The organism is Altererythrobacter sp. C41 (genome assembly GCF_016803135.1).
Classification (GTDB): Bacteria; Pseudomonadota; Alphaproteobacteria; order Sphingomonadales; family Sphingomonadaceae; genus Pelagerythrobacter.
The window spans coordinates 609932-630662 of record NZ_JAEVFE010000002.1 but is presented as its reverse complement, the minus strand read 5'-3'; the positions used below and the strand labels follow the sequence as shown (position 1 = coordinate 630662).

Sequence of the window (20731 nt, the reverse complement as noted above, 5' to 3'; positions counted from 1 at the left end):
AGTTTCTTCCGAACCACAACGGGTCGGGCAACAGTCTGCGGGAGCGAGAGCAATGGAACGTCGGGGCGACGAAGTTCACATGAACGAAACCGAGGCGAGCGGCGGCTCGAAGGAAGGCGTCGTACGCTGGGTGCTGATCGTCGGCACGTTCCTGGCAATCGCCTTCCTCACCATCATCTGGGTCACCGGCGCGCTGACGCAGGATGAGGTGGAAAGCCAGGCCACCGTCGAGGGGCGGATCGAGGCCACGCAACGCGATACCGGTACCGACAGTATCGTCGACGACCGGGTGGACGAGATCGACGCCCCCGAAGGCGGCGACAGCCCGGCGGACGAACCCGGCCGGGTCGGAACCTGAGCCCCTGACCCGACTGACAGGAAAGGAGTCGCAAGATGCCTGCCAAGTCGAAATCACAGCAGAAAGCCGCCGGCGCGGCGCTCTCCGCCAAGCGCGGAGACACCAAGGTTTCCGAACTCAAGGGCGCATCGAAAGGCATGTACGATTCGATGAGCGAGAAGGAACTCGAGGAACTGGCGGATACGGACCGCAAGGGGCTGCCCGAAAAGAAGTCCAAGGACTGAGCGCGAGCGGAAGCCCTTATCCTTCGCGTCGCCGTCCTCCCGGCGCAAACCGGGATCGGGTGCCGCGATGTCCGACCTGGAGGAGAGCGATCCCAGCTTGCGCTGGGATGACGATTGAGCGGGCCTGATCGCTCCGCCCGTCAGCCCACCGGCGTCTCGATAGGCGGCTGATCCGCCTGCGCCGCAGCAACCGCTTCGGCCGCGCGCATCACGCGCAGCACATTGCGCATCGAGATCTTCTCCAGATCCTCCTGGCTATAGCCGCGCCGGGCAAGTTCGACGAACAGCGCCGGATAGCCGGAAACGTCCTCCATCCCGACGGGCCCTGTATCCATGCCATCGTAATCGCCGCCGATCCCGATGTGGTCGATCCCGGCCACCTTGCGGATATGGTCGATATGGTCGGCCATGTCGGAGATCGTGGCCTTCGGCTCGGGATTGGCGCGCTCCCATTCGGCAAGCGCGGCTTCGGCCTTGTCGGGCTGCCCCTGCCATAGCGTCGAGAGGCGCGCGTCCTCCGCCTGCTGGCGGGCGTACCACTGGCGCGCCTCCTCGCTGACGTAGCCGGGCAGCGCCACGACCATGACCACGCCGCCGTTCTCGGGCAGCCGCCGGAGCACGCTGTCGGGCACGTTGCGCGCATGGCCGTTGATCATCCGCGCGCCCGAATGGCTGAAGATCACCGGCGCGACCGCCACGTCGAGCGCATCCTGCATGGTCTGCTCGCTGACATGGCTGAGATCGACCAGCATGCCGAGGCGGTTCATCTCGCGCACCACGTTGCGGCCGAAATCGGTGAGGCCGCCATGTTCCGGGGCATCGGTCGCCGAATCGGCCCATGACAGGTTCCGCGAATGCGTCAGCGTCATGTAGCGCGCGCCGAGCGCGTACATCTGGCGCAGCACGGCCAGGCTCGACCCGATCGAATACCCGCCCTCCATGCCGAGCAGCGAGGCGATTTTGCCCCTGGCGACGGCCGCCTCGACATCGTCGGCGGTCAGCGCCAGCGCGAGATCGCCCGGATAGCGGTCGATCAGCCGCCGGGTCACGTCGATCTGCTCGATCGTCGCCTGGACCGCCTCGGGCTCCTCGAGCGCCGCGGAGACGTAGACCGACCAGAACTGCGCGCCGACCTTGCCCTCGCGCAACCGGTTGAGGTCGGTGTGCATCGTGCGCTGCTCGGCATGTTCGGGCCCGGTGTCGGTGGTATCGACGAAATCGAAGTCGCCGATCATGTTCCCCCAGCGCCCGCGGAGCTGGATCGGCACGTCGTTGTGCCCGTCGAACACCGGCGCCGCCTCGAGCGCGGCCTCTGCCACCGCTTCGGGCGACTGCGCGGAAAGGCTCGATGCCGCCAGCAGCGCGGCGGCAGGCAGCAGACAGGCAACCCTCATTTACGACCCCCTGAGTTTCTCGGCGAGCGCCATTGCGGCCGCCGGGGCGCGTTCCTTCGCGCCGTTGATCATGAATGCGAAAACATCCCCGCCGCCGTCGCGGCTTTCGGAACGCTGGCCGACGTGCGGCAAGCCCTGCGGCGCATGTCCTTCCGCCCACGAACGGCACATGCCTGCAATCCGGTCGAGCCCGTCCTCGTCGTAGCCGGTCGGGCATTCGGAGCGCATCTTCTGGCACCGCAAGTAGGCGAAGTCGGCCGTGCGATCGGCTATCTCGGCGCGTCCTTCGTCTTCCGACCAGACGATCGCGACCGAAGCCTCTCGCGCGAGGTCGACGAATTCCGCGCAGGCGAAGCTCTCGTGCCCGACCTCGATCGCATGCCGCAGCGGCACGCCCTCGTGCTCGGCGGGCAGCAGGGCGAGGAAGGCGCGTATCTCGTCGGGGTCGAAGCGCTTGGTCTTGGCCAGTTGCCAGAGCAGCGGGCCCAGCTTGTCGCCCAGTTCGACGATCCCCTGCCCGACGAACTTGGCGACGGATTCGCCCGCTTCCGACAGGTCCCGGCGGTTGGTTACGAAGCGCGAACCTTTGAGCGTGAAGACGAAGCCGTCGGGCGTCTCATCGCGCCATTTGGCGAAGCTCTCGGGCTTCTGCAGGCGGTAGAACGTGCCGTTGATCTCGATCGCCCCGACGCGCTGCGAGGCGTAGGCGAGCTCGTCGGCCTGGCGCAGCCCTTCGGGATAGAAGGCTCCTCCGCGCCAATCGGGATAGGTCCAGCCGCCGATTCCAGTCCGGATCGTCATTCCATTGCTCATGCCATGACGAACGGGTTCGGCCAATCCGCCGGTGGAAAGCTGTGTGCCGGCGGCACAGCGGACGAGCCGCTCCGCCGCCGGCAATACGCGATTAGCTGAGGTGCTTGGAGACCGCAGCCGTCATCTTGAACATCGAGATCTGATCCTTCCCGATCACCGCGCCGAGCTTGGCATCGGGATTGATCATCCGCTTGTCCTTGGAATCCTGAAGACCGTTGGCCTTGATGTAGTCCCACACCTTCGAGGTCACCTGAGCGCGGGTCATCGGCCCCTTGCCCACGACATTCTCGAGATCCGATGAGAGATTCACCGGCTTCTGCAGTGCATTGTTCTTGCCAGCCATCTTAGGTCCTTTCCTGTTCTTGGCTTGTTGCAGGTTACACTAAATCGTCGTCCCAGGGCTCGCCCCCGGCATCCTCTGACTGGCGCTTGTACTTGCCCGTCAGCACGGCTGCCGCAACCACATGGCCCTCCATCGCCGCGACCAGTTCGTCCCGCCCCGCACCCGGCATGAGCGTGAGCGGCAGGTCCAGCGCGAAGAGCTGAAATACGTAACGGTGCGCGCCGTCCTCGCGCGGCGGTTCGGGCAGGAGCCACTCGGAATTGCGGTGCGCGTTCTTGCCCACCCGCGGCGGTACCTCGCCCTCGAGCAGCTTGCCGCGCTGGCCGGCGATGCCCCACACCAGCCAGTGGCACGGCGCCTCGGCTCCCGCCGCGTCCGCATCCTCCACCACCAGCGCGAGTTCCATCGTGCCGGGCGGCGGCGCGGTCCACTCGAGCGGCGGCGCGACGGCATCTTCCTCGTCGGCGGTGAAGGAGGGATCCAGTTCGCCCCCGTCCATGAAAGCCGGGCTCGACAGCGTGAACCCGCCGCGCCCGAGGCCGCGTTCGTCGACGAGACGCGCGATCGTCAGCTTTCCGTCGCCCGGACCCGAACCCTCGATCGCTCCGGCTAGCCAGGAAGGGGCGGCATTCGACATCTGGGCTCCTGTTGTCATCGGCGGGGCAATCTAGGGGGAATGTGCCTCACCCGCGAGGGCGGCATAGGGCAAAAGGAGGGTTTTCCACCGATCAGACGCCCTTTTCGCCGCATTTCGGCCTGAAAATCATGTGTTTTCGCATCGCGGGCTCTGTGGTTCTTGCCTGCGGCGGCACGTCGGGGCATCCTCGGCGTACGGTCGAGACCCGAAATCGGGCAGGCCAGGAACAGAATCGGGAGGGGATATCGTGGACAGAGGTCGCACCGCGCTGAGCATCGTTCTGGCGGCATCGCTCGCCGCCTGCGGCGGCGGAGGAAGCAATTCGGGGGGCAGCGGTGGCGGTCCGATCGGGGGGACACCGACGCCGACACCTACCCCGACCTCTTCCGCATGTTCGCTTTCGGCCCGGCAGGACTTCGTGCGTGCGGTGCTCGACGAATGGTACCTGTTCCCCGATCTGCTGAACACGAACGTCAACAAGAACAACTTCAACGATCTGCAGTCCTACATCGACGCGCTGGTCGCCCCGGCCCGCGCGCAGGCCAAGGATCGCTACTTCACCTACATCACCTCGATCGCGGAGGAGGAAGCGTTCTACGAATCGGGATCGAGCGCCGGTTTCGGCGTTCGGCTCGGCTACGACACCTCGAGCAACCGGGTGTTCGTGATCGAGGGATTCGAGGGCGGCCCCGGGTTGCCCCAGGGCCTCGACCGCGGCGTCGAGCTGCTGGCGGTGGGCACCAGCGCCTCCTCGATGCAGAGCATCTCGACATTGATGGCGAGCGGGGGGCCGCAGGCCGTGATCAACGCTCTCGGCGCGTCCAACGCCGGCCTGCAGCGCGTCTTCCGCATTCGCGAGACCAGCGGTGCCGAGCGGCAGATCACCGTGACCAAGGCCGAGTTTCCGCTCGATCCCGTGTCCGACCGCTACGGCGCGAAGATCATCGACGATGGTGGGAAGAAGGTCGGCTACCTCAATCTGCGAACCTTCATCGATCCGGCCGATCCCGATCTCCGCGCCGCGTTCGAGGACTTCCGCGTGCAGGGCGTGACCGAGGTTATCGTCGACTTCCGCTACAACGGCGGCGGGCTGGTCGCGATCGCCGAGCTGATGGGCGACCTGATGGGACGCGCCCATGTCGGCCAGGTCTTCAGCCACACGACCCTGCGCCCCTCCAAGTCGGACAGGAACGAGACCGACCTGTTCGGCAGCCAGGCGCAGGCCATCGCGCCGACCAAGGTCGCCTTCATCGGTACCGGCGGCACGGCTTCGGCCAGCGAGCTGGTGACCAACGCCTTCATCCCCTACCTCGGCACCAACATGGCGCTGGTCGGGACCAACACCTACGGCAAGCCGGTCGGTCAATACGGGTTCGACAAGGCAGAGTGCGACGACCGCCTGCGCGTGGTCGCATTCAAGACCGAGAACGCCGACCATCAGGGCGAATACTTCACCGGCCTGGCGGGCGTGGTGCCCGTCACCTGCCGTGCCAGCGACGACATCTTCACCCAACTCGGCGACCCGAACGAGGCCTCGGTCGCGCAGGCGCTTGCCTTCCTGCGCGGCGGAGCGGCGGTGTGCAGCCCGATCAGCGGGACCGACGCGACGGCAATGCGGCAGGACCCGACGGCCCGGCCGATCACCTCGCGCCGCGAAGTGCTCCAGCCGCAGGCACCGACGCCGGCGCAGCGCGAAGTGCCCGGCCTGTTCTGATCCGGCGCGGCGGCGCTGCCGCGTTGCCTGGGGACCGGACGCGTGGCATGATCGCCGGCATGGCGCGCGCCTACACCACTTTCGCCGCGTTCTGGCCATTCTACCTGCGCGAGCATTCGAAGCCCAGCACGCGGGCGCTGCACTACGTCGGCACGACGCTCGTCGTGCTGATCGCGGCGTTTGCGGTTCTCACAGGGCGCTGGTGGTGGTTGCTCGCGCTGCCGGTGGCCGGATACTTCTTCGCCTGGGTCGCGCACTTCGGGGTCGAGAAGAACCGCCCGGCGACGTTCACCTATCCGCTGTGGAGCCTCGCGGCGGACTTCCGGATGTGGTGGCTCTGGCTGACCCGCCGGCTCGGGCCGGAGCTCGAGAAGGCCGGCGTCAGGCCGTAAACCTAGGGGTGCTCAGGCCCGGTAAAGGGCGTCTTCTCGGTCCAGGCGCAGCCGCTGCGCTGCTCTTCCCCGATCTTCAGCGTCACAGTGAACGGGTAGGTGCGATCGCTCATCCCGTCGGAACACTCGCCCGGCGTGATCGCCATGTCGAACGACCGCCCTTCCAGCGTTCCCGAATAGCCGAGGCCGTTGTTGCCCGCGAACCGCTCGACCGTGATCGTCATGCCGTCGACGTTCTCGGGCGTCGAATACGTCAGCGTGCTGCCGGCCACCTTGCCGCCCCAGAAGGGCTCGGTGCCGGTGAACTGTACGGTCTCCTCCGGCCCGATGGCGGAGAAGGCGTCCCCGGCGGTGTCGCGGGTGGTGCCGTTCGGCCCCTCCGGCCCTGGCTGGCAGGCGGCCAGCGGGAGAGCGAGAGCGGCGGCGAGAAGAAGCGGACGGGTCATCCGCCCTGCCTATACCCGTAGACCGGCGATTGCCAGCGCCCGCAACTTGCGCTCCCGTGCCGGAACCGGTGCGGGTGCGGCGGATTGTTCAGGTGGATCGCCATTACCAAGAGGGATATCACCATGAAGCTTGCCACATATGCCGCGCTCCCGTTCGCCCTTGCGGCGCTCGCCGCCTGCGATTCCCAGGCCGAGCGCGAGGCCGATCGGGTGGAGGATCAGGTCGAACAGCAGGCGGAAGCCAGCGCGGTTGCGGCCGGCAACGCCGTTGCGGCGCTCGGCCTGACCGAGGCGCAACTGCTCGAAGCCGATCTCGTCGCCGCCGACGGCACCGATCTGGGCGACGTCGAGCAAGTGCGCCGCGATTCTGCCGGCGCGGTCGAAGGCCTGCTGGTCGAGGTAGAGGACAGCAATCCCGACCGTTACGTCGTGGTGCCGATCGACGGCCTGACTCCCAAGACCATGGGCGACGATGTCGATCTTTCGACGACGATGACCGCCGCTCAACTCGCCGACCTGCCCGACGCCGACATGGGACAGGGGGGTGCCGCCGCGACCGGAGCGGCGACCACGCCCGCGCAGTAGGCTCGGCCCGGCCCCGGGCCCCGGCTTCCCCTTGGCCCGAAGGCAGGAGAACGGCGATGACCGAGAAATGGTCGCAGGACGTCACCGAGCATTCGGACGCGCTCGATCTGGAGGAAGGCGTCTTCACCAAAGACGATCCGAAGGAGGTCGCGAAATCGCTCAAGCGTTCGGCTGAGCGCAGCAAGCGGCGCAAGGCGGACCCTTACGGTTCGGCGATGTCGATGCTGACCTTCTACATCAACCGCGCCGGCAAGGGGCTCGACGCGAAGCAGAAGCGCGTGCTCGAAGACGCGAAGGACGAGCTCCGCAAGCTGTTCGGACGCGAGCCCGGGAGCGATTGAGCGGAGGGAGCGTGGCGCAGGAAACCTGGCTAGGTTGGAAGCTCGCGTCGTCCGATCGTGCCGGCCTGCTCGCGCGCTTCCCGCCACGCTACGCCGAGGCCGTCGCCGACCACATCACCTTCGGCCGTGCGGAGGGCGCGCCTCCACTCCCCGACACCGATCGCGCGAGGATCGTCGGCCGGGCGGACGACGGCATGGGTGTCGAGGCCTTGGTGGTGGAACTGGCGGGAACGACCGAACGCCCGACCGGCGGGACCTATCACATCACCTGGTCCCTCGCCGATGGCCGCGAAGCACACGAAAGCAACGATGTGATCGCGAAACGGGGCTGGGAACCGGTGGAACCCATGCCGGAGGTACGGATCGAACGAGCCCGCTGGCCTAACTGAACGTGCAGCGCGCCCTCGACCGACAGCCGGTGGATCACGGCGCAGGTCGTGCAGGCTTTCTGCGCCGAGCGCTGATCGGCCGGTGGTTCGGATCAGTTGGTGACGGCAACCTCGTCCGCGTGCGTCGTCTCGGCACGGCGGGCGGCTTTTTGCTGTTCGACCTTGGCGCGTTCTTCGGCCACGGCGCGCGCCTGATCGGCCAGCGCCCGCCAGGTCGCTTCGGACCGGAGAGCGCGCTCGCGCACGTTATCGAGCGCCGCAGCCTTGGCCTCGGCAGCGGATTCCTTCGCGCGGGCATCGTAGAATTCGAACGTCTGGCTCATCGGCGGTCCACCCGGTTGAAGGAATGAGGCGATGCGCCGGGCGCGCCGCAAGAGGGGCGCGCCCGGCGAACGGGATCAGTCGGCGGCGGAAAGGTTGACCGCGCTTTCCTTGCCGTTGCGACCGCGCTCGAGTTCGTAGTTGAGGCGCTGGTCCTTATCGAGCGTCTGCATGCCCGCCGCCTGGACGGCGGTGATGTGCACGAAGCTGTCGCCCGAACCGTCGTCGGGCTGGATGAAGCCGTAGCCCTTGTCGGCGTTGAAGAACTTTACGGTGCCAGTCTTGGCCATGGGGTGTTCCTTTCAAAGAACGATGTTGCCCGTGGGCGAAATTGCCGTTGGGTCGTGCGTCGGGTCGTCAAATGAAAGGAAGTCGTCGTCTGGTTTGCGCCGGGGCCCCGAGGGCAAGCGGCGGTCGTCAAAAGCCGAAGTCCGTCGCAGTTTTCGACGTCAGCGAGGCTCTTGTAGCACGGACCCGCCCAAACACCTAATCGCGCGCGTCCGGCTCCCCCTCCTCGCCCTCGGCGACTTCTCCGCATCGGGCGCCGATGACCGAGCGGGCGAAGAGGCACTCCCGGCCTCCGGATGCGGCCGCGGTGGATACCCCCGGGGCCCAGTCTCGTCCACCGGAGCGCAGGCGGCGAGCGCTGCGGACAGGGCGATCAGGACTGAAAGGAACGGCCCAGCACTTCGCCAATCGGGTGGTAATCGTACCCCAGCTCGTCCGCCACCGCCTTGTAGGTCACTTGTCCCGCGTGGACGTTCAGCCCTTCGGCGAGGTGCGGATCGCGGCGCATCGCTTCCTGCCAGCCGAGCTCGGCAATCTGCAGGGCGTGCGGCAGCGTGACGTTGTTGAGCGCATAAGTGCTGGTGCGCGCGACCGCGCCGGGCATGTTGGCGACGCAGTAATGCACCACATCGTCGACCACGTAAGTCGGCTCCGCGTGGGTGGTCGGCCGGCTGGTCTCGAAACAGCCGCCCTGATCGATCGCGACATCGACCAGCACCGCGCCGGGCTGCATGCACTTGAGCATCTCGCGCGTGACGAGCTTCGGCGCAGCGGCGCCCGGGATCAGTACGGCACCGATCACGAGGTCGGCCTGGCAGACCGCCTCCTCCAGATTCGCCTTGTTGGAAAAGCGCGTCTTGGCGCGGCTTTCGAAATGGATACCGACCCGCTCGAGCACGGCCGGGTCGCGGTCCAGGATCGTCGTGTCCGCACCCAGTCCGACCGCCATCTGTGCCGCGTTGAAGCCGACCACCCCGCCGCCGATCACGAGGACCTTGGCCGGCAGCACACCCGGCACGCCGCCGAGCAGTACGCCGCGCCCGCCATGCGCCTTTTCCAGCGCGGTGGCGCCCGCCTGGATGCTCATGCGTCCGGCGACCTGGCTCATCGGCTTGAGCAGCGGGAGCGAGCCGTCCGGGCCCGTCACCGTCTCGTAGGCGATCGCGGTCACGCCGCTTTTCACCAGGTCGGCGGTCTGCGGCGCGTCGGGCGCGAGGTGCAGATAAGTGTAGAGCACCTGCCCTTCGCGCAGCCATGCGCGCTCCTGCGCCTGAGGCTCCTTGACCTTCACGATCATCTCGCACTCAGCGAAGATCGCTTCCGGCCCGTCCTTGATGACGGCGCCGGCCTGGCGATACTCGGCATCGCCGGCACCGATCCCGTTGCCCGCACCGCTCTCGATCCACACCTCGTGCCCATGCGCCACCAGCTCGCGCGCGCTTTCCGGTGTCAGACCGACGCGGTATTCGTGATTCTTGATTTCCGTGGGGCAGCCGATGCGCATGGATGAAACTCCTCATTGCCGACGCCGTTGCGCTTGTAACTACCGTGCCGCGTGCTGTCTGCCCCCGATCGAAGGAGGTGCGCGGCGCTCGTGCGGCGTATTTGCCCTTCGCTGTCATTGGTCTGTCACACAAACGGCATAGCGGCGTCACCCACTGGTCGAACGACTGTCAGTTACAGGTAACCCAAATGAAATACGCACTCCGCGCTTCCGCACTGGCGATCGCAATCGGCACCGCCGCGCCCGCCATGGCGCAGGACGGCGACGCCGCCATGCAGAGCGAGCTCGCTGCGATGCGGGCCGAGATGGCGCGCATGGCCGCGCGCATCGCAACGCTCGAGGCGGATCTCGCCGCGGCAGAGGCCGAACCCGCCGAATCGTCCCCGGAAGCGGCAGTGGAGCCCGTCGCGGAGAGCGGCGACGAAACCACGGTCACCTGGAAGGGTGCGCCCGTGATCGCGACCGAAAGCGGCTGGAGCTTCAAGCCGCGCGGCCGCCTGCAGATCGATGCCGGCGTGATCGGCGCGCCGGGCTCCACCGGGGTCGACGACGGCTTCGGCAACGAAATCCGCCGCGCGCGCCTGGGGGTCGAGGGCGACATGCCCGGCGGCTTCGGATACAAGTTCGAGGTCGATTTCGCGGGCAACGAAGTCGAGATTTCCGACGCGATCCTCACCTACGGCACCGGCGGGCTGACGATCTCCGCCGGGCAGCACAACAATTTCCAGGGTCTGGAAGAGCTGACCAGCAGCCGCTTCATCTCGACCATGGAGCGCGCGGCGTTCACCGATGCCTTCGGCTTCGAACGGCGCGTCGGCCTCTCCGCGGAATATGCCGGCCGGAACTGGCTGGTCCAAGGCGGACTGTTCACCGACAACGTGGACGACCTGTCGAACGAGAACTGGAGCGCGGACGGGCGCGCAGTCTTCATGCCGAAGCTGGGGAATACGCAGCTTCATCTCGGCGGCTCTGTTCACTATGCCGACTACGAAGCGGGGTCGACGCTGCGCTACCGCCAGCGGCCATTCCTCCATTTCACCGACGATCGCTTCATCGACACCGATACGTTCGATGCGGCGAGCGAGCTCGGGCTGGGGCTGGAGACCGCCGCGATCGCAGGCCCGTTCCACGCGGCGGCCGAGGGCTTCTGGCAGAAGGCGGACCGCCCCGGCGCGCTGGCGGACCCGACGTTCTTCGGCGGCTATGCCGAAGTCGGCATGTTCCTCACCGAAGGGGACACCCGCGGCTACAAGGGCGGCACGTTCGACCGGGTGAAACCTGCCAATCCGGTTGGAGAGGGCGGCTTCGGCGCGGTGCAGGTGAACCTGCGCTACGACTATCTCGACCTCACCGATGCGGGAATCGTCGGCGGAACGCAGAACGGTTATGCCGTCTCGCTCGTCTGGACGCCGACCGACTATACGCGCTTCATGGTGAACTACGGCCGCATGCAGTATGACGATGCAGTCATCCCTGCCGCGGGCGGCGACACGTCCTACGGCGTCGATGCCTTCGGCGTGCGCGCGCAGATCGATTTCTGAGAGGCCCAGCCTCGCTTGTCATGCACTTGTCACAGATCGCCCATATCGGCGATGCGATTCTGAAACCCGAGGGGTAAGACCATGCGTACCACGATCTCTCTATGCCTTGCCGCCGCTGCGGCGCTTTCGCTGTCCGCCTGCGACGCACCGGGCGCCGGCGGCACCCGCGATTCGATCCGCGCCGTCGGCTCGTCGACGGTCTATCCGTTCGCCAAGGTGGTTGCGGAAAACTTCGCCCGCTCGAACCCCGACTTCAAGTCGCCGCTGATCGAATCGACCGGCACCGGCGGTGGCATCGCGCTGTTCTGCGAAGGCGTCGGCCCCAACACGCCGGACATCGCGAACGCTTCGCGCCGCATGAAGAAGAGCGAGTTCGAGACCTGCCAGGCGAACGGCGTCGAAGACGTGATCGAGCTTCAGGTCGGCCTCGACGGGATCGCCTTCGCCTCCGCGCAGGGCGGGATCATGATGAATCTGACGCCCGAGATCGTGTACAAGGCGATCGCCGCCCGGCCCTATGGCGAGGAGCAGACGGCGAAGACCTGGGCCGATGTCGACCCGTCGCTGCCAGCCGAGCCGATCCTGGTCTACGGTCCGCCCTCCACCTCGGGCACGCGCGACGCGCTCAAGGAGCTCGTGCTCGAAGTGGGCTGCGACGCCAACCCGGCGATGGAGCAGCTCAAGGATACCGACGAAGACCGCCACGCGCAGATCTGCACCGAAGTCCGTTCCGACGGCGCCTATGTCGATCAGGGCGAGCAGGACAACCTGATCGTCCAGAAGATCGGCAACAATCCCAAGGCGGTCGGCGTGTTCGGCTACTCCTACCTCGAAGAGAACGCCGGCAAGGTCCAGGGCCTGCCGATGAACGGGGTCGAGCCGACGTACGAGAACATCTCCAGCTTCGAATATCCGGGTGCGCGCCCGCTCTACATCTACGTCAAGAAGGCGCACCTCGACGCGATCCCCGGCCTGAAGGAATTTATCGCCGAGTGGACCGACAGCTGGGGCAGGGACGGACCGCTCGCGAAGATCGGCCTGGTTCCCTCGCCCGAGGATGCCATGGCCCGGAACCTCGAGGCCGCGACGCAGTACACCGCGATGACCGGCGACGAACTCCAGTAAACTGCGGTTCCGCCAGCCAATACAAGGGCGTCGTCTCTCCCGAGGCGGCGCCCTTTTCGCGTGCCCGGAAACGAATCCCTTCGCCAAGCGCTGAATCGGCGCGAAAGGGGACAAGAACGATGGCGGCACGCGCCTATTGGCAGGGGCAGATCAGACTGGCGCTGGTCTCGATACCCGTAGAAGTCTACGCCGCGACCAAGAGCGGCGCTTCGATATCCTTCCGCCAGATTCACGAACCGAGCGGCAAGCCGATCAAGTACGAGAAAGTCGTGCAGGGCCTCGGCCCGGTCGACCGCGACGACATCGTCAAGGGCTACGAGATCTCGAAAGGGAACTATGTCCTGCTCGAGGAGGACGAGATCGAGGCGGTGCGGATCGAGAGCCGCAAGACGCTGGAGCTCGTCCAGTTCGTCGATGCGCACGAGATCGACGTGTTCTACTTCGAGAAGCCCTACTTCGTCGTCCCGCAGGACGAGCTGGCGGAGGAGGCCTTCGTGGTCCTGCGCGAAGCCCTCCGACAGAAGGGAAAAGTGGCGATCGGGCAATTGTCGGTGCGCGGGCGCGAGACGCTCGTCAGCCTCAAGCCGTGCGGCAAGGGCATCGTGCTCGAGACGCTGCGCTACGAGGACGAGGTTCGCCGCGCGCAGACCTACTTCAAGGACATTCCCGACACCAAGCCCGACAAGGAAATGCTCGACCTCGCCGGCGCATTGATCGACCAGAAGAGCGCGCCCTTCGACGCCGGCGAGTTCCGCGACCGCTACGTCGATGCGATCCGCAAGCTGATCGACAAGAAGGCCAAGGCGAAGGGTAAGAAGATCCTGGAGGACGTCGAGGAACCGGCGCCGTCCGGCAAGTCGAACGTGATCGACCTGATGGCCGCGCTCAAGAAGTCGGTGAAGGACGACAAGCCGGCGAAGAAGACCCCCGCGAAGAAAGCTCCGGCGAAGAAGTCGGCCGGCTCCAGGGCGAGGAAGCGCGCCTGATGGAGCTCAACGACCCCGTTCTGATCCACTGGATGGATTGGGATCTGCTCTCGCGCCTAGGCGCCGCGGCGATCCTCGGCGTTCTGCTCGGTCTCGACCGCGAGTTGCGCGGGCACGAAGCCGGCATGCGCACCCACGCGCTGATCTGCTTCGCGGCGGCCGCGATGACGGTTTCGATCATCGCGCTCTACGCTCAGCTCGACGGCGACCGGATGGATCCGTTGCGCATATTCGAGGCTACCGGTTCCTTTGTGGGCATTCTCGGGGCCGGTCTGATCGTATTCAGCAGAGGGCAGGTTCATAACCTCACCACGGCCGCCCACTTGTGGGTCGCGGCGGTCATCGGCATCGCCTGCGGCGCTGCGCAGTGGCCGCTAGTGGTGGTCGCCGCGATCGTCAGCCTCGTGCTTCTCACGCTGCTACGGCTGGTCGAGGACAAGGAAAGCGGCCGCGTGCTCGGCAAGGAGAGGGAGCCGCGCGATGGCGAAGCGTGACCCGCTCGCCGAATACAACCGCAAGCGCGACTTCGCCCGCACGGCGGAGCCCGCCGGGAAGCGTGCCAGCAGCGACGGGGGCAATCGCTTCATCGTCCAGAAGCACGATGCCACTCGCCTCCACTGGGACTTCCGGCTCGAGGCCGACGGCGTGCTCAAGTCTTGGGCCGTGACCAAAGGTCCCTCGCCCGACCCCGAGATCAAGCGCCTCGCGGTCCGGACCGAGGATCATCCGATGTCCTACGCCGAATTCGAAGGCACGATCCCCAAGGGCGAATACGGGGGCGGCACGGTGATGCTGTGGGACCGCGGTACCTGGGCCCCGGTCGAGGGCAAGAGCTGGAAGGACATCGACAAGGGCCATCTCCACTTCACGCTGCGCGGCGAGCGCATGAACGGCGAGTGGCTGCTGGTGCGGATGAAGAAGCGGCCCGGCGAGAAGCGCGAGAACTGGTTGCTGCGCAAAGTGGCCGACGAATATGCCGAGGAAGGCGACCCGCTGGTGGAGCGCGAGCTGACCAGCGTTCTCACCGGCCGTTCGATGGCGGAGATTGCCGCCGACGTGAAAGGCGAACACTCGCTCAAAGGCAAGAAGGGCGTGGCCTTCGCCAGCGAGATGGAAAAGGCGGCGAAGCACAATGCCCGCAAGGCCAAGCCGAAGCGCAAGGCCGTCTCCGGCAAGCCGCCGAAGTTCCGCCCGCCCCAGCTCGCCACGCTGGTCGATGCCGTACCTACGGGCAACGGCTGGATGCACGAGATCAAGTTCGACGGCTACCGCGCGCTCATCGCCGCAGCGGGGGAGGACGTGCGCGTCTATACCCGCAGCGGCAAGGACTGGAGCGACAAGTTCGCCCCGCTGGTCGCGAAGTTCGCGGCGCTCGACCTGCCATCGTGCCTGATCGACGGGGAGATCGTCGCGTACGGGAAAGACGGCAATCCCGATTTCTCGGCGCTCCAGAAGGTTCTCAAGCGGGGGCACGGCTCGCAAGGTCGAGACGACGCACTCACCTTCCATGCGTTCGATCTGCTGGAAGTCGATGGAGAGAACCTCGCCAAGCTCCCGAATATCGAGCGCAAGGAACGGCTGGAGGCGTTGCTCAGGAGCGCCGAGCCGCCGATCCACGTCGCCGACCACGTGATCGGCGCGGGCGAAAAGCTCTACCGCGCCATGTGCCAGGCGAAGCAGGAGGGGATAATCTCGAAGGCGGTCGACTCGCCTTATCGCGGCACACGCACGCGAAACTGGGTCAAGATCAAGTGCACGTTGCGGCAGGAATTCGTGATCATCGGGTGGAAGAAATCGAGCGCCAAGGCGCGGCCGTTTTCGTCGCTCCTGCTGGCGCAGCACGAGAACGGCGAGCTCGTCTACAAGGGCAATGTCGGCACCGGCTTTAATCAGGACGTACTGGCCGATCTGGCACAGAAAATGGCACGACTGGAACGAACGAAGGCGCCCGCCGAGGTCGACAGGGTGTCCGCGCGCGGGGTCACCTGGCTTGCGCCCAAACTGGTCGCGGAGATCGCCTTCGCCGAGTTCACCGCCGAGGGAAACGTGCGCCACGCGAGCTTCATCGGCCTCAGAAGCGACAAGCCCGCCGAGGACGTGTCCCCGGAAGAGCCGGATGAGGCTCCGCAGGAAGAAGTGGCGGGCGCGGTGAAGATATCCAACCGCAGCCGCGTAATCTTCCCCGACAGCGGGCAGACCAAGGGCGATCTCGCCGACTACTATGCCAGCATCGCGCCGCTGATGCTTCCCTTCGCCGCGTTTCGCCCGGTCAGCCTGGTGCGCTGTCCCCAGGGGCGGGCGCGCAAGTGCTTTTTCCAGAAGCACGATTCCGGCTCGTTCGGGGAGCACGTCCATCATGTCCCGATCGCGGAGAAGAAGGGCGGGACCGAAGACTATCTCTATGTCGAGGATGCCGCGGGCCTGCTCGCCTGCGTTCAGATGGGCACAATCGAGTTCCACGGCTGGGGCGCCCGCAGCACGGAGGTGGAGGAACCCGACCGGATGGTGTTCGATCTCGACCCGGACGAAGGGCTCGATTTCGGCGACGTCAAGCAGGCCGCGAAGGACATTCGCAAGAAGCTCGCCGACCTCGGCCTCACCAGCTTCGCCATGCTTTCGGGCGGCAAGGGCGTACACGTCGTAGTCCCCCTCACTCCCGGCCATTCGTGGGAGGAGCACAAGGACTTCTCCCAGCGCTTCGCCGAGGCGCTGAGCATGGCCGAACCCGAGCGCTTCGTCGCCACGATGAGCAAGGCCAAGCGCAAGGGGAAGATCTTCATCGACTACCTGCGCAACCAGCGAGGGAGCACGGCGGTCGTCCCCTATTCCGCCCGCGCGCGGGAAGGCGCGCCCGTGGCCGTGCCGATCTCCTGGAAGGAGCTGGACGACTTCGCGAATGCGCAGCCGTTCTCGATCTCCGATGCCAAGGCGCTCCACAAACGGGCACAATCGAAGGCGCTGGCGGGCTGGGGCTTCGCCGAACAACGCTTGCCCGACATCTGAGCGGGAAGTAGCGTCGCTTGCGAATGATCGAACGCAAACTCGCCGCCTGGCAGGAGGCCGGGCTGATCGATGCCGGAACGACGGCGTCGATCCGCGCTTACGAAGCGGAGCATTCCCGCCCTCTTGCGCTGTGGGCCGTGGTTGGGATCGGCGCACTGGCGATCGGGCTCGGGCTCGTCTCGGTCGTGGCCGCCAACTGGGAAGCGATACCCGGAACGGTGCGGCTCGCGGTCCATTTCATGCTCCTGACTGTGCTTGCCGCCGCACTCTGGTGGCGGGGCGAGGAGCTGCTGTCGCACCGGCCCTGGGGGCATGAGGCGCTACTCTTCGTGTTCGCGGTGCTCGGGCTTACGTTTTTCGGACACCTTGGCCAAGTCTACCAGACGAGTTCGCCGCTGTGGCAGCCGCTAGCGCTGTGGCTCGCGCTGTTCGCACCGGTGATTCTGCTGCGCGGATCGAGCTGGCTTACTGCCGCACTGCTCACTGTCCTGCTCGCCTACGCCTGCTGGGATTTTTCGGACCCGATGCGGCCACTGTTCGGTTTCGATCGTGGCGAACGTCCCGCGCTCGTCGTGGGCCTCGCGACCGCGCTGCCCGTGTTGCTCGCACCGCTGGGCGCCTGGATGCGCGGGCGCAGCACGCGGACCGGCTTCTGGCGCCGCCTCGAACAGCTCGGCTTCGCCTATGCGCTGGGCGGCGCCTCGCTGATCGCGGCCGCGAGCGGGCTCGACGACTTCGACGGCGACACCGAGCGCTTCCTCGCACTCGCGACGCAGGTCGTGCAGGCCGCCATCGGCCTCGGTGCAGCCGGCCTGGTGCTCGCGGCCCGACGCAGTGCCTCGGGACTTGCCGCAGGGTGCGTGATCGGCGGCGCAGCGCTCGTACTGGTCGCCGCCCATCTCGTCGACGGGAGCATGCTGGGCGGCGCAATCCTGTTCATGGCGTTGTGGATCGGCGTCGCGCTTGCGGCGCTCCATGCGGGGTGGCGGCGGATCTTTCAGCTCGCCGTCGCCGTGATCGCGGTGCGTCTGGTGATCCTCAGCTTCGAACTTGCAAGCGATCTGCTGACGAGCGGTGCGGGGCTGATCGTTGCCGGGCTGCTGATCCTCGCGGTGGCGTGGATTGCGGTGCGCATTTCGCGCCGGCTCGCGCCGCCTGATGAGGGCACGCCATGAATCGCCGCCTCACTCTGGCGCTGACCCTGGCGCTCCCGCTTATCGGCCTCGCCGCAAGCTGGGCTACCACGCACCGAGCGGCACAGCAGGGCACAGAATGGCTCGTCCCGATCGGCGGCTACGACCCGCGCGATCTGCTGCGCGGCCATTACGTGATCTACACCTACGACTGGCCGGGTCTCGAACGCGGATCGGCCGACCTTACAGGCGAGCCGGTGTTATGTCTGGAGGGGCAGGCTCCCGACCTCGCGCGCGTATATCTGCCCGAAGGCGAGCGCTGCGATCATCCCGTCCGCGCGGACGGCGGATGGAACGACCCCGAAGGCGGACTGGCGAGCGGCCGCCTCTATGTCTCGCAGGAGCGCGCTGCGGCGCTTCAGCGTCAGCTTGCCGATCCCAAGCTGCAGGGCATCGTCCGCATCCGCGTGCGCAAAGACGGGCGCCTGACCCCGCTCGATATCACTTTCCGCCCTCGCCGGGCCGAGAGCCAGCCAACTCCGTAAGCCGCTCGCGCGCGGCAGCAACGATCTGCCGCTTCTCCGCGTCGCCTGCCGCCGCCCAGCGGCCGATCTCTTCAAGCGTTCGCCCACAGCCCTCGCATAAGTCGCCTGCCGCAGAGACGCGGCAAATATTGCGGCAGGGGGAGGCGACCTCATCAGCCATCGCGGCGCGCGATCGCGGAGCAGTCCGGCAATTGCAAAGAATTTCTCGCAACAACCGACGCCCCTCCCACTCAAACTGGCGTCGGATTTTTATTCACACTCACGATAGTGAATATTGACATCCGATTATTCGAGGATAGTTTGCGCGCCACACAAGCACCTCTTGAAGGGTGCGACTGGATGGGAGAGAGATGATGAAGGGATGGCTGTTGGCTTCCGCATCGGCGGTTGCGGTTGCGAGTTTACCTAGCGCGGCGTTTGCACAGGACAATGCGGAACAGGAAGCGGCGGCGCCGGCTGCCGAAGAGGACACCGACAGCGGCGTCATCATCGTCACGGCTACCCGGCGCGAGCAGAGCCTGCAGGACGTGCCGCTCAGTGTCACCGCCTATCAGCAGGAGGAGCTGACGGCGAAGGGCATCGTCGGCTACGAAGGGCTCGCGCGCGAGACGCCGGGCGTCGTCGTTAACAAGCCGACCGCCAACTTCAACAACTTCACGGCGCGCGGCATCGCCACCAACGGTTACGGCGCGAACCTGCAAGGCACCGTCGCGATCTACATCGACGAGCTGCCGATCTCAGCCAACGGCAACTCGACCATTCTCGACCCCACCTTGTTCGATGTCGAGCGAGTCGAATTCCTGCGCGGCCCCCAGGGTACGCTGTTCGGCTCCAACTCACTCGCCGGCGCCGTACGGATCCTGACCAAGAGCCCCGATGCCAGCCAGTTCGAAGGCAAGCTGCTGGTCGACTACGGCCTCACCGGCAAGGACTCGTTCCGCAAGCGCTACAACGGAATGATCAACGTCCCACTGGTCGAGGACAAGCTCGCCTTCCGCGCGGTCGGTTTCTACCGGCACGAAGACGGCTGGGTCGACAACATCGGCACCGGACGGGACAACGCGAACACGCTGGAATCGGCCGGCGGACGCGCCATGCTGCAATGGGATCCGACCGACCGACTCTCGATGCGCGCGATGGTCATGCACGAGAACAGCAAGCCGCGCGATTCCGGCCTGGTAAACCCGGATCGCGGCGAGTTCGTGCGTCTCAGCGAGCGGCCGGACCTGTTTCACGCTAAGCTGACGAGCTACAACTTCACACTCGATTACGACCTCGGCTTCGCGAACCTCACGAGCTCGTCGACGCTTTCCACGTTCGATCAGACCTTCATCGTCGATCTCGCCGGCACGTTTGCGCAGACGACTCCGTTCGCGCTCGACGCCCTGGCCTACGACGACATCTTCGTACAGGAAGTGCGCCTCGCCTCGGCTGGCGGAGGCCGGTTCGACTGGATCGTCGGCGGCTTCTTCTACGACAAGCGGCGCGACGTAGACTACAACTACCGCTCGTCGATCGAATTCCTCGAGGAACGCGGCCTGACGGGGCTCGACGACGAGTATTACCAGCGCTTTGGCGCACATACCAACCAGACGGAGATGGCCGGGTTCGGCGAGCTGACCTACCGCTTTTCCGACAATTTCTGGCTGACGGGCGGGCTCCGCTACACGACCACCGAAGTGCAGTCGTTTACTGAGGACTGGGGCTACAACAGCAACTACCTGGCGCTGGCGCTCGGCGGTTTCAGCAACCTGCCGCTAACAATCACCGAGGTCGATCCGGCAGTGGGCCGAAAGGTCACGGCGGACAAAATCTCCTACAAGGCCAGCGCATCGTACAAGCCGTCGGAATCGCTGACCGCCTACGCCACGGTCGCTACCGGCTTCCGCTCGCCCGTCGTGAATGCCCGCGCAGGTTTGGGGAGCGTTGCTGATGAGAATGACATCATTATCCCTGATGGCGCGGATTCGGACAGCCTCACGAACTACGAAGTCGGGCTCAAGGGCAATTGGCTGGACGGCAAGCTGACGGCCGCCATCGCGCTCTATTACATCGACTGGCGCGACATACAGGTGCAAGCCAACCGCTTGTCGGACCAGGTCCAGTTCGCGACCAACATCGGCGCGGCGGTGAGCAAAGGCATCGAATTCGAACTTGCCGCACGCCCGGTGCGTGGCCTCAGCCTCTCACTAAACGGCTCCTTCAACGATTCCGAAGTGACCGAACTGACCCCCGCCGAAGCCGCGATGTCCGGCGCCGAGGAAGGCATCCAGCTCGCCTCGCCGCACTTTCAGGGTTCGGCCACCGTCCGCTACGACTTCGCGCTGGGCGCAAATGCCGACGCGTTCGTATCAGGGAATGTCGCGCATGTCGGCAAGTTCCCCGGGCTGTTCCCGAACGTTGCCGGCCAGCCCGATGTTATCAATCCGACGTACGATTTCACCGACGCTTACACCGTGGCCAACTTCGTCGCCGGCGTCGATCTGGGCCAGGTTTCGCTGACCGCCTATGTCGAGAACGTGTTCGACAACAACGCGATCACCTACGTCCACCCCGAGGCCTTCCTCGACGCACGGTACGCGAGACTGCGGCCGCGCACGGTGGGTGTTCGTCTCGGCATCGACTTCTGATCGTGCACGAGGAACAGAA

At 66.1% G+C, this 20731-nt stretch carries 24 protein-coding genes; 15 read left to right on the top strand and 9 right to left on the bottom strand.

What is annotated here, in order from left to right; translation table 11 throughout:
- Positions 1 to 52 precede the first annotated feature (52 nt).
- Complete coding sequence (locus tag JNO53_RS06925; RefSeq protein WP_203108986.1) at positions 53 to 358, top strand: hypothetical protein; 306 nt, start codon at positions 53 to 55, stop codon at positions 356 to 358.
- 35 nt (positions 359 to 393) lie between these two features.
- Complete coding sequence (locus JNO53_RS06920) at positions 394 to 582, top strand: DUF3008 family protein (RefSeq protein ID WP_203108984.1); 189 nt, start codon at positions 394 to 396, stop codon at positions 580 to 582.
- Between the two features lie 140 nt (positions 583 to 722).
- On the opposite strand, the gene JNO53_RS06915 is transcribed toward JNO53_RS06920, so the two are convergent.
- From JNO53_RS06915 to JNO53_RS06900, 4 genes are all read right to left on the bottom strand, one after another.
- Positions 723 to 1976: a dipeptidase gene (locus JNO53_RS06915; protein WP_203108982.1), complete on the bottom strand. Its 1254-nt coding sequence runs from the start codon at positions 1974 to 1976 to the stop codon at positions 723 to 725.
- Positions 1977 to 2777: a DUF72 domain-containing protein gene (locus tag JNO53_RS06910; protein WP_238401678.1), complete on the bottom strand. Its 801-nt coding sequence runs from the start codon at positions 2775 to 2777 to the stop codon at positions 1977 to 1979.
- 103 nt (positions 2778 to 2880) lie between these two features.
- Complete coding sequence (locus JNO53_RS06905) at positions 2881 to 3132, bottom strand: SWIB/MDM2 domain-containing protein (protein ID WP_119514134.1); 252 nt, start codon at positions 3130 to 3132, stop codon at positions 2881 to 2883.
- 34 nt (positions 3133 to 3166) lie between these two features.
- Positions 3167 to 3769: a YbhB/YbcL family Raf kinase inhibitor-like protein gene (locus JNO53_RS06900; protein ID WP_203108978.1), complete on the bottom strand. Its 603-nt coding sequence runs from the start codon at positions 3767 to 3769 to the stop codon at positions 3167 to 3169.
- Between the two features lie 247 nt (positions 3770 to 4016).
- Between JNO53_RS06900 and JNO53_RS06895 the strand changes: the two genes are divergently transcribed.
- Together JNO53_RS06895 and JNO53_RS06890 are read left to right on the top strand one after the other, a co-directional pair.
- Positions 4017 to 5483 carry a S41 family peptidase gene (locus tag JNO53_RS06895; protein WP_203108976.1) on the top strand — a complete coding sequence of 489 codons (1467 nt, stop codon included), beginning with the start codon at positions 4017 to 4019 and terminating at the stop codon, positions 5481 to 5483.
- A gap of 59 nt (positions 5484 to 5542) precedes the next feature.
- Positions 5543 to 5875 (top strand): DUF962 domain-containing protein, encoded by a 333-nt coding sequence (locus JNO53_RS06890; protein ID WP_203109075.1) that lies wholly within the window; start codon positions 5543 to 5545, stop codon positions 5873 to 5875.
- 2 nt (positions 5876 to 5877) lie between these two features.
- Here JNO53_RS06890 and JNO53_RS06885 read toward each other — a convergent pair whose 3' ends face one another.
- A complete protein-coding gene (locus tag JNO53_RS06885; protein ID WP_203108974.1) occupies positions 5878 to 6321 on the bottom strand; it encodes a COG3650 family protein in 444 nt (147 codons plus the stop codon).
- Between the two features lie 123 nt (positions 6322 to 6444).
- Between JNO53_RS06885 and JNO53_RS06880 the strand changes: the two genes are divergently transcribed.
- From JNO53_RS06880 to JNO53_RS06870, 3 genes are read left to right on the top strand one after another with little or no spacing between them, the layout of a single operon-like run.
- Positions 6445 to 6906, top strand: a complete 462-nt coding sequence (locus JNO53_RS06880; RefSeq protein ID WP_203108972.1) for a PRC-barrel domain containing protein — start codon at positions 6445 to 6447, stop codon at positions 6904 to 6906.
- A gap of 56 nt (positions 6907 to 6962) precedes the next feature.
- Positions 6963 to 7247, top strand: a complete 285-nt coding sequence (locus tag JNO53_RS06875) for a DUF3175 domain-containing protein (RefSeq protein WP_203108970.1) — start codon at positions 6963 to 6965, stop codon at positions 7245 to 7247.
- An 11-nt stretch (positions 7248 to 7258) separates the two neighbouring features.
- Complete coding sequence (locus JNO53_RS06870) at positions 7259 to 7636, top strand: hypothetical protein (RefSeq protein ID WP_203108968.1); 378 nt, start codon at positions 7259 to 7261, stop codon at positions 7634 to 7636.
- Between the two features lie 92 nt (positions 7637 to 7728).
- Here JNO53_RS06870 and JNO53_RS06865 read toward each other — a convergent pair whose 3' ends face one another.
- From JNO53_RS06865 to ald, 3 genes are all read right to left on the bottom strand, one after another.
- Positions 7729 to 7959, bottom strand: a complete 231-nt coding sequence (locus tag JNO53_RS06865; protein ID WP_203108966.1) for a hypothetical protein — start codon at positions 7957 to 7959, stop codon at positions 7729 to 7731.
- A 75-nt stretch (positions 7960 to 8034) separates the two neighbouring features.
- Positions 8035 to 8247 carry a cold-shock protein gene (locus JNO53_RS06860; RefSeq protein ID WP_203108964.1) on the bottom strand — a complete coding sequence of 71 codons (213 nt, stop codon included), beginning with the start codon at positions 8245 to 8247 and terminating at the stop codon, positions 8035 to 8037.
- A 371-nt stretch (positions 8248 to 8618) separates the two neighbouring features.
- On the bottom strand, positions 8619 to 9749 hold the full coding sequence (gene ald, locus JNO53_RS06855; protein WP_203108962.1) for an alanine dehydrogenase: 1131 nt from the start codon (positions 9747 to 9749) through the stop codon (positions 8619 to 8621).
- A gap of 188 nt (positions 9750 to 9937) precedes the next feature.
- Between ald and JNO53_RS06850 the strand changes: the two genes are divergently transcribed.
- From JNO53_RS06850 to JNO53_RS06820, 7 genes are all read left to right on the top strand, one after another.
- Complete coding sequence (locus JNO53_RS06850; protein ID WP_203108960.1) at positions 9938 to 11290, top strand: OprO/OprP family phosphate-selective porin; 1353 nt, start codon at positions 9938 to 9940, stop codon at positions 11288 to 11290.
- 81 nt (positions 11291 to 11371) lie between these two features.
- Entirely contained in the window at positions 11372 to 12415 is a 1044-nt protein-coding gene (locus JNO53_RS06845; RefSeq protein WP_203108958.1) for a substrate-binding domain-containing protein, read from the top strand.
- 119 nt (positions 12416 to 12534) lie between these two features.
- Complete coding sequence (gene ku / locus JNO53_RS06840) at positions 12535 to 13401, top strand: non-homologous end joining protein Ku (RefSeq protein WP_203108956.1); 867 nt, start codon at positions 12535 to 12537, stop codon at positions 13399 to 13401.
- Entirely contained in the window at positions 13401 to 13895 is a 495-nt protein-coding gene (locus JNO53_RS06835; protein WP_203108954.1) for an MgtC/SapB family protein, read from the top strand. The genes ku and JNO53_RS06835 overlap by 1 nt, the downstream gene beginning before the upstream one ends.
- Entirely contained in the window at positions 13882 to 16404 is a 2523-nt protein-coding gene (gene ligD / locus JNO53_RS06830; RefSeq protein WP_203108952.1) for a DNA ligase D, read from the top strand. The genes JNO53_RS06835 and ligD overlap by 14 nt, the downstream gene beginning before the upstream one ends.
- 23 nt (positions 16405 to 16427) lie before the next feature.
- On the top strand, positions 16428 to 17579 hold the full coding sequence (locus JNO53_RS06825; protein WP_203108950.1) for a DUF2157 domain-containing protein: 1152 nt from the start codon (positions 16428 to 16430) through the stop codon (positions 17577 to 17579).
- Complete coding sequence (locus tag JNO53_RS06820) at positions 17576 to 18082, top strand: GDYXXLXY domain-containing protein (protein ID WP_203108948.1); 507 nt, start codon at positions 17576 to 17578, stop codon at positions 18080 to 18082. The genes JNO53_RS06825 and JNO53_RS06820 overlap by 4 nt, the downstream gene beginning before the upstream one ends.
- Here the strand turns inward: JNO53_RS06820 and JNO53_RS06815 are convergent.
- Positions 18039 to 18242, bottom strand: coding sequence for a DUF1289 domain-containing protein (locus JNO53_RS06815; protein ID WP_203108946.1), 204 nt, complete (start codon positions 18240 to 18242; stop codon positions 18039 to 18041). The genes JNO53_RS06820 and JNO53_RS06815 overlap by 44 nt on opposite strands.
- A gap of 208 nt (positions 18243 to 18450) precedes the next feature.
- Here JNO53_RS06815 and JNO53_RS06810 point away from each other — a divergent pair, with 208 nt between their 5' ends.
- On the top strand, positions 18451 to 20712 hold the full coding sequence (locus JNO53_RS06810; RefSeq protein ID WP_238401676.1) for a TonB-dependent receptor: 2262 nt from the start codon (positions 18451 to 18453) through the stop codon (positions 20710 to 20712).
- Positions 20713 to 20731 lie beyond the last annotated feature (19 nt).

What these genes read in the sequence shown, in the direction of transcription:
- JNO53_RS06850 (WP_203108960.1), top strand. Translation starts at nt 9,938, where the DNA reads ATGAAATACGCACTCCGCGCTTCCGCACTGGCGATCGCAATCGGCACC.
- JNO53_RS06875 (WP_203108970.1), top strand. Translation starts at nt 6,963, where the DNA reads ATGACCGAGAAATGGTCGCAGGACGTCACCGAGCATTCGGACGCGCTC.
- JNO53_RS06860 (WP_203108964.1), bottom strand. Translation starts at nt 8,247, where the DNA reads ATGGCCAAGACTGGCACCGTAAAGTTCTTCAACGCCGACAAGGGCTAC.
- JNO53_RS06825 (WP_203108950.1), top strand. Translation starts at nt 16,428, where the DNA reads ATGATCGAACGCAAACTCGCCGCCTGGCAGGAGGCCGGGCTGATCGAT.
- ku (WP_203108956.1), top strand. Translation starts at nt 12,535, where the DNA reads ATGGCGGCACGCGCCTATTGGCAGGGGCAGATCAGACTGGCGCTGGTC.
- JNO53_RS06890 (WP_203109075.1), top strand. Translation starts at nt 5,543, where the DNA reads ATGGCGCGCGCCTACACCACTTTCGCCGCGTTCTGGCCATTCTACCTG.
- JNO53_RS06920 (WP_203108984.1), top strand. Translation starts at nt 394, where the DNA reads ATGCCTGCCAAGTCGAAATCACAGCAGAAAGCCGCCGGCGCGGCGCTC.
- JNO53_RS06880 (WP_203108972.1), top strand. Translation starts at nt 6,445, where the DNA reads ATGAAGCTTGCCACATATGCCGCGCTCCCGTTCGCCCTTGCGGCGCTC.
- JNO53_RS06835 (WP_203108954.1), top strand. Translation starts at nt 13,401, where the DNA reads ATGGAGCTCAACGACCCCGTTCTGATCCACTGGATGGATTGGGATCTG.
- JNO53_RS06915 (WP_203108982.1), bottom strand. Translation starts at nt 1,976, where the DNA reads ATGAGGGTTGCCTGTCTGCTGCCTGCCGCCGCGCTGCTGGCGGCATCG.
- JNO53_RS06845 (WP_203108958.1), top strand. Translation starts at nt 11,372, where the DNA reads ATGCGTACCACGATCTCTCTATGCCTTGCCGCCGCTGCGGCGCTTTCG.
- ald (WP_203108962.1), bottom strand. Translation starts at nt 9,749, where the DNA reads ATGCGCATCGGCTGCCCCACGGAAATCAAGAATCACGAATACCGCGTC.
- JNO53_RS06900 (WP_203108978.1), bottom strand. Translation starts at nt 3,769, where the DNA reads ATGTCGAATGCCGCCCCTTCCTGGCTAGCCGGAGCGATCGAGGGTTCG.
- JNO53_RS06865 (WP_203108966.1), bottom strand. Translation starts at nt 7,959, where the DNA reads ATGAGCCAGACGTTCGAATTCTACGATGCCCGCGCGAAGGAATCCGCT.
- ligD (WP_203108952.1), top strand. Translation starts at nt 13,882, where the DNA reads ATGGCGAAGCGTGACCCGCTCGCCGAATACAACCGCAAGCGCGACTTC.
- JNO53_RS06885 (WP_203108974.1), bottom strand. Translation starts at nt 6,321, where the DNA reads ATGACCCGTCCGCTTCTTCTCGCCGCCGCTCTCGCTCTCCCGCTGGCC.
- JNO53_RS06815 (WP_203108946.1), bottom strand. Translation starts at nt 18,242, where the DNA reads ATGGCTGATGAGGTCGCCTCCCCCTGCCGCAATATTTGCCGCGTCTCT.
- JNO53_RS06925 (WP_203108986.1), top strand. Translation starts at nt 53, where the DNA reads ATGGAACGTCGGGGCGACGAAGTTCACATGAACGAAACCGAGGCGAGC.
- JNO53_RS06820 (WP_203108948.1), top strand. Translation starts at nt 17,576, where the DNA reads ATGAATCGCCGCCTCACTCTGGCGCTGACCCTGGCGCTCCCGCTTATC.
- JNO53_RS06910 (WP_238401678.1), bottom strand. Translation starts at nt 2,777, where the DNA reads ATGACGATCCGGACTGGAATCGGCGGCTGGACCTATCCCGATTGGCGC.
- JNO53_RS06905 (WP_119514134.1), bottom strand. Translation starts at nt 3,132, where the DNA reads ATGGCTGGCAAGAACAATGCACTGCAGAAGCCGGTGAATCTCTCATCG.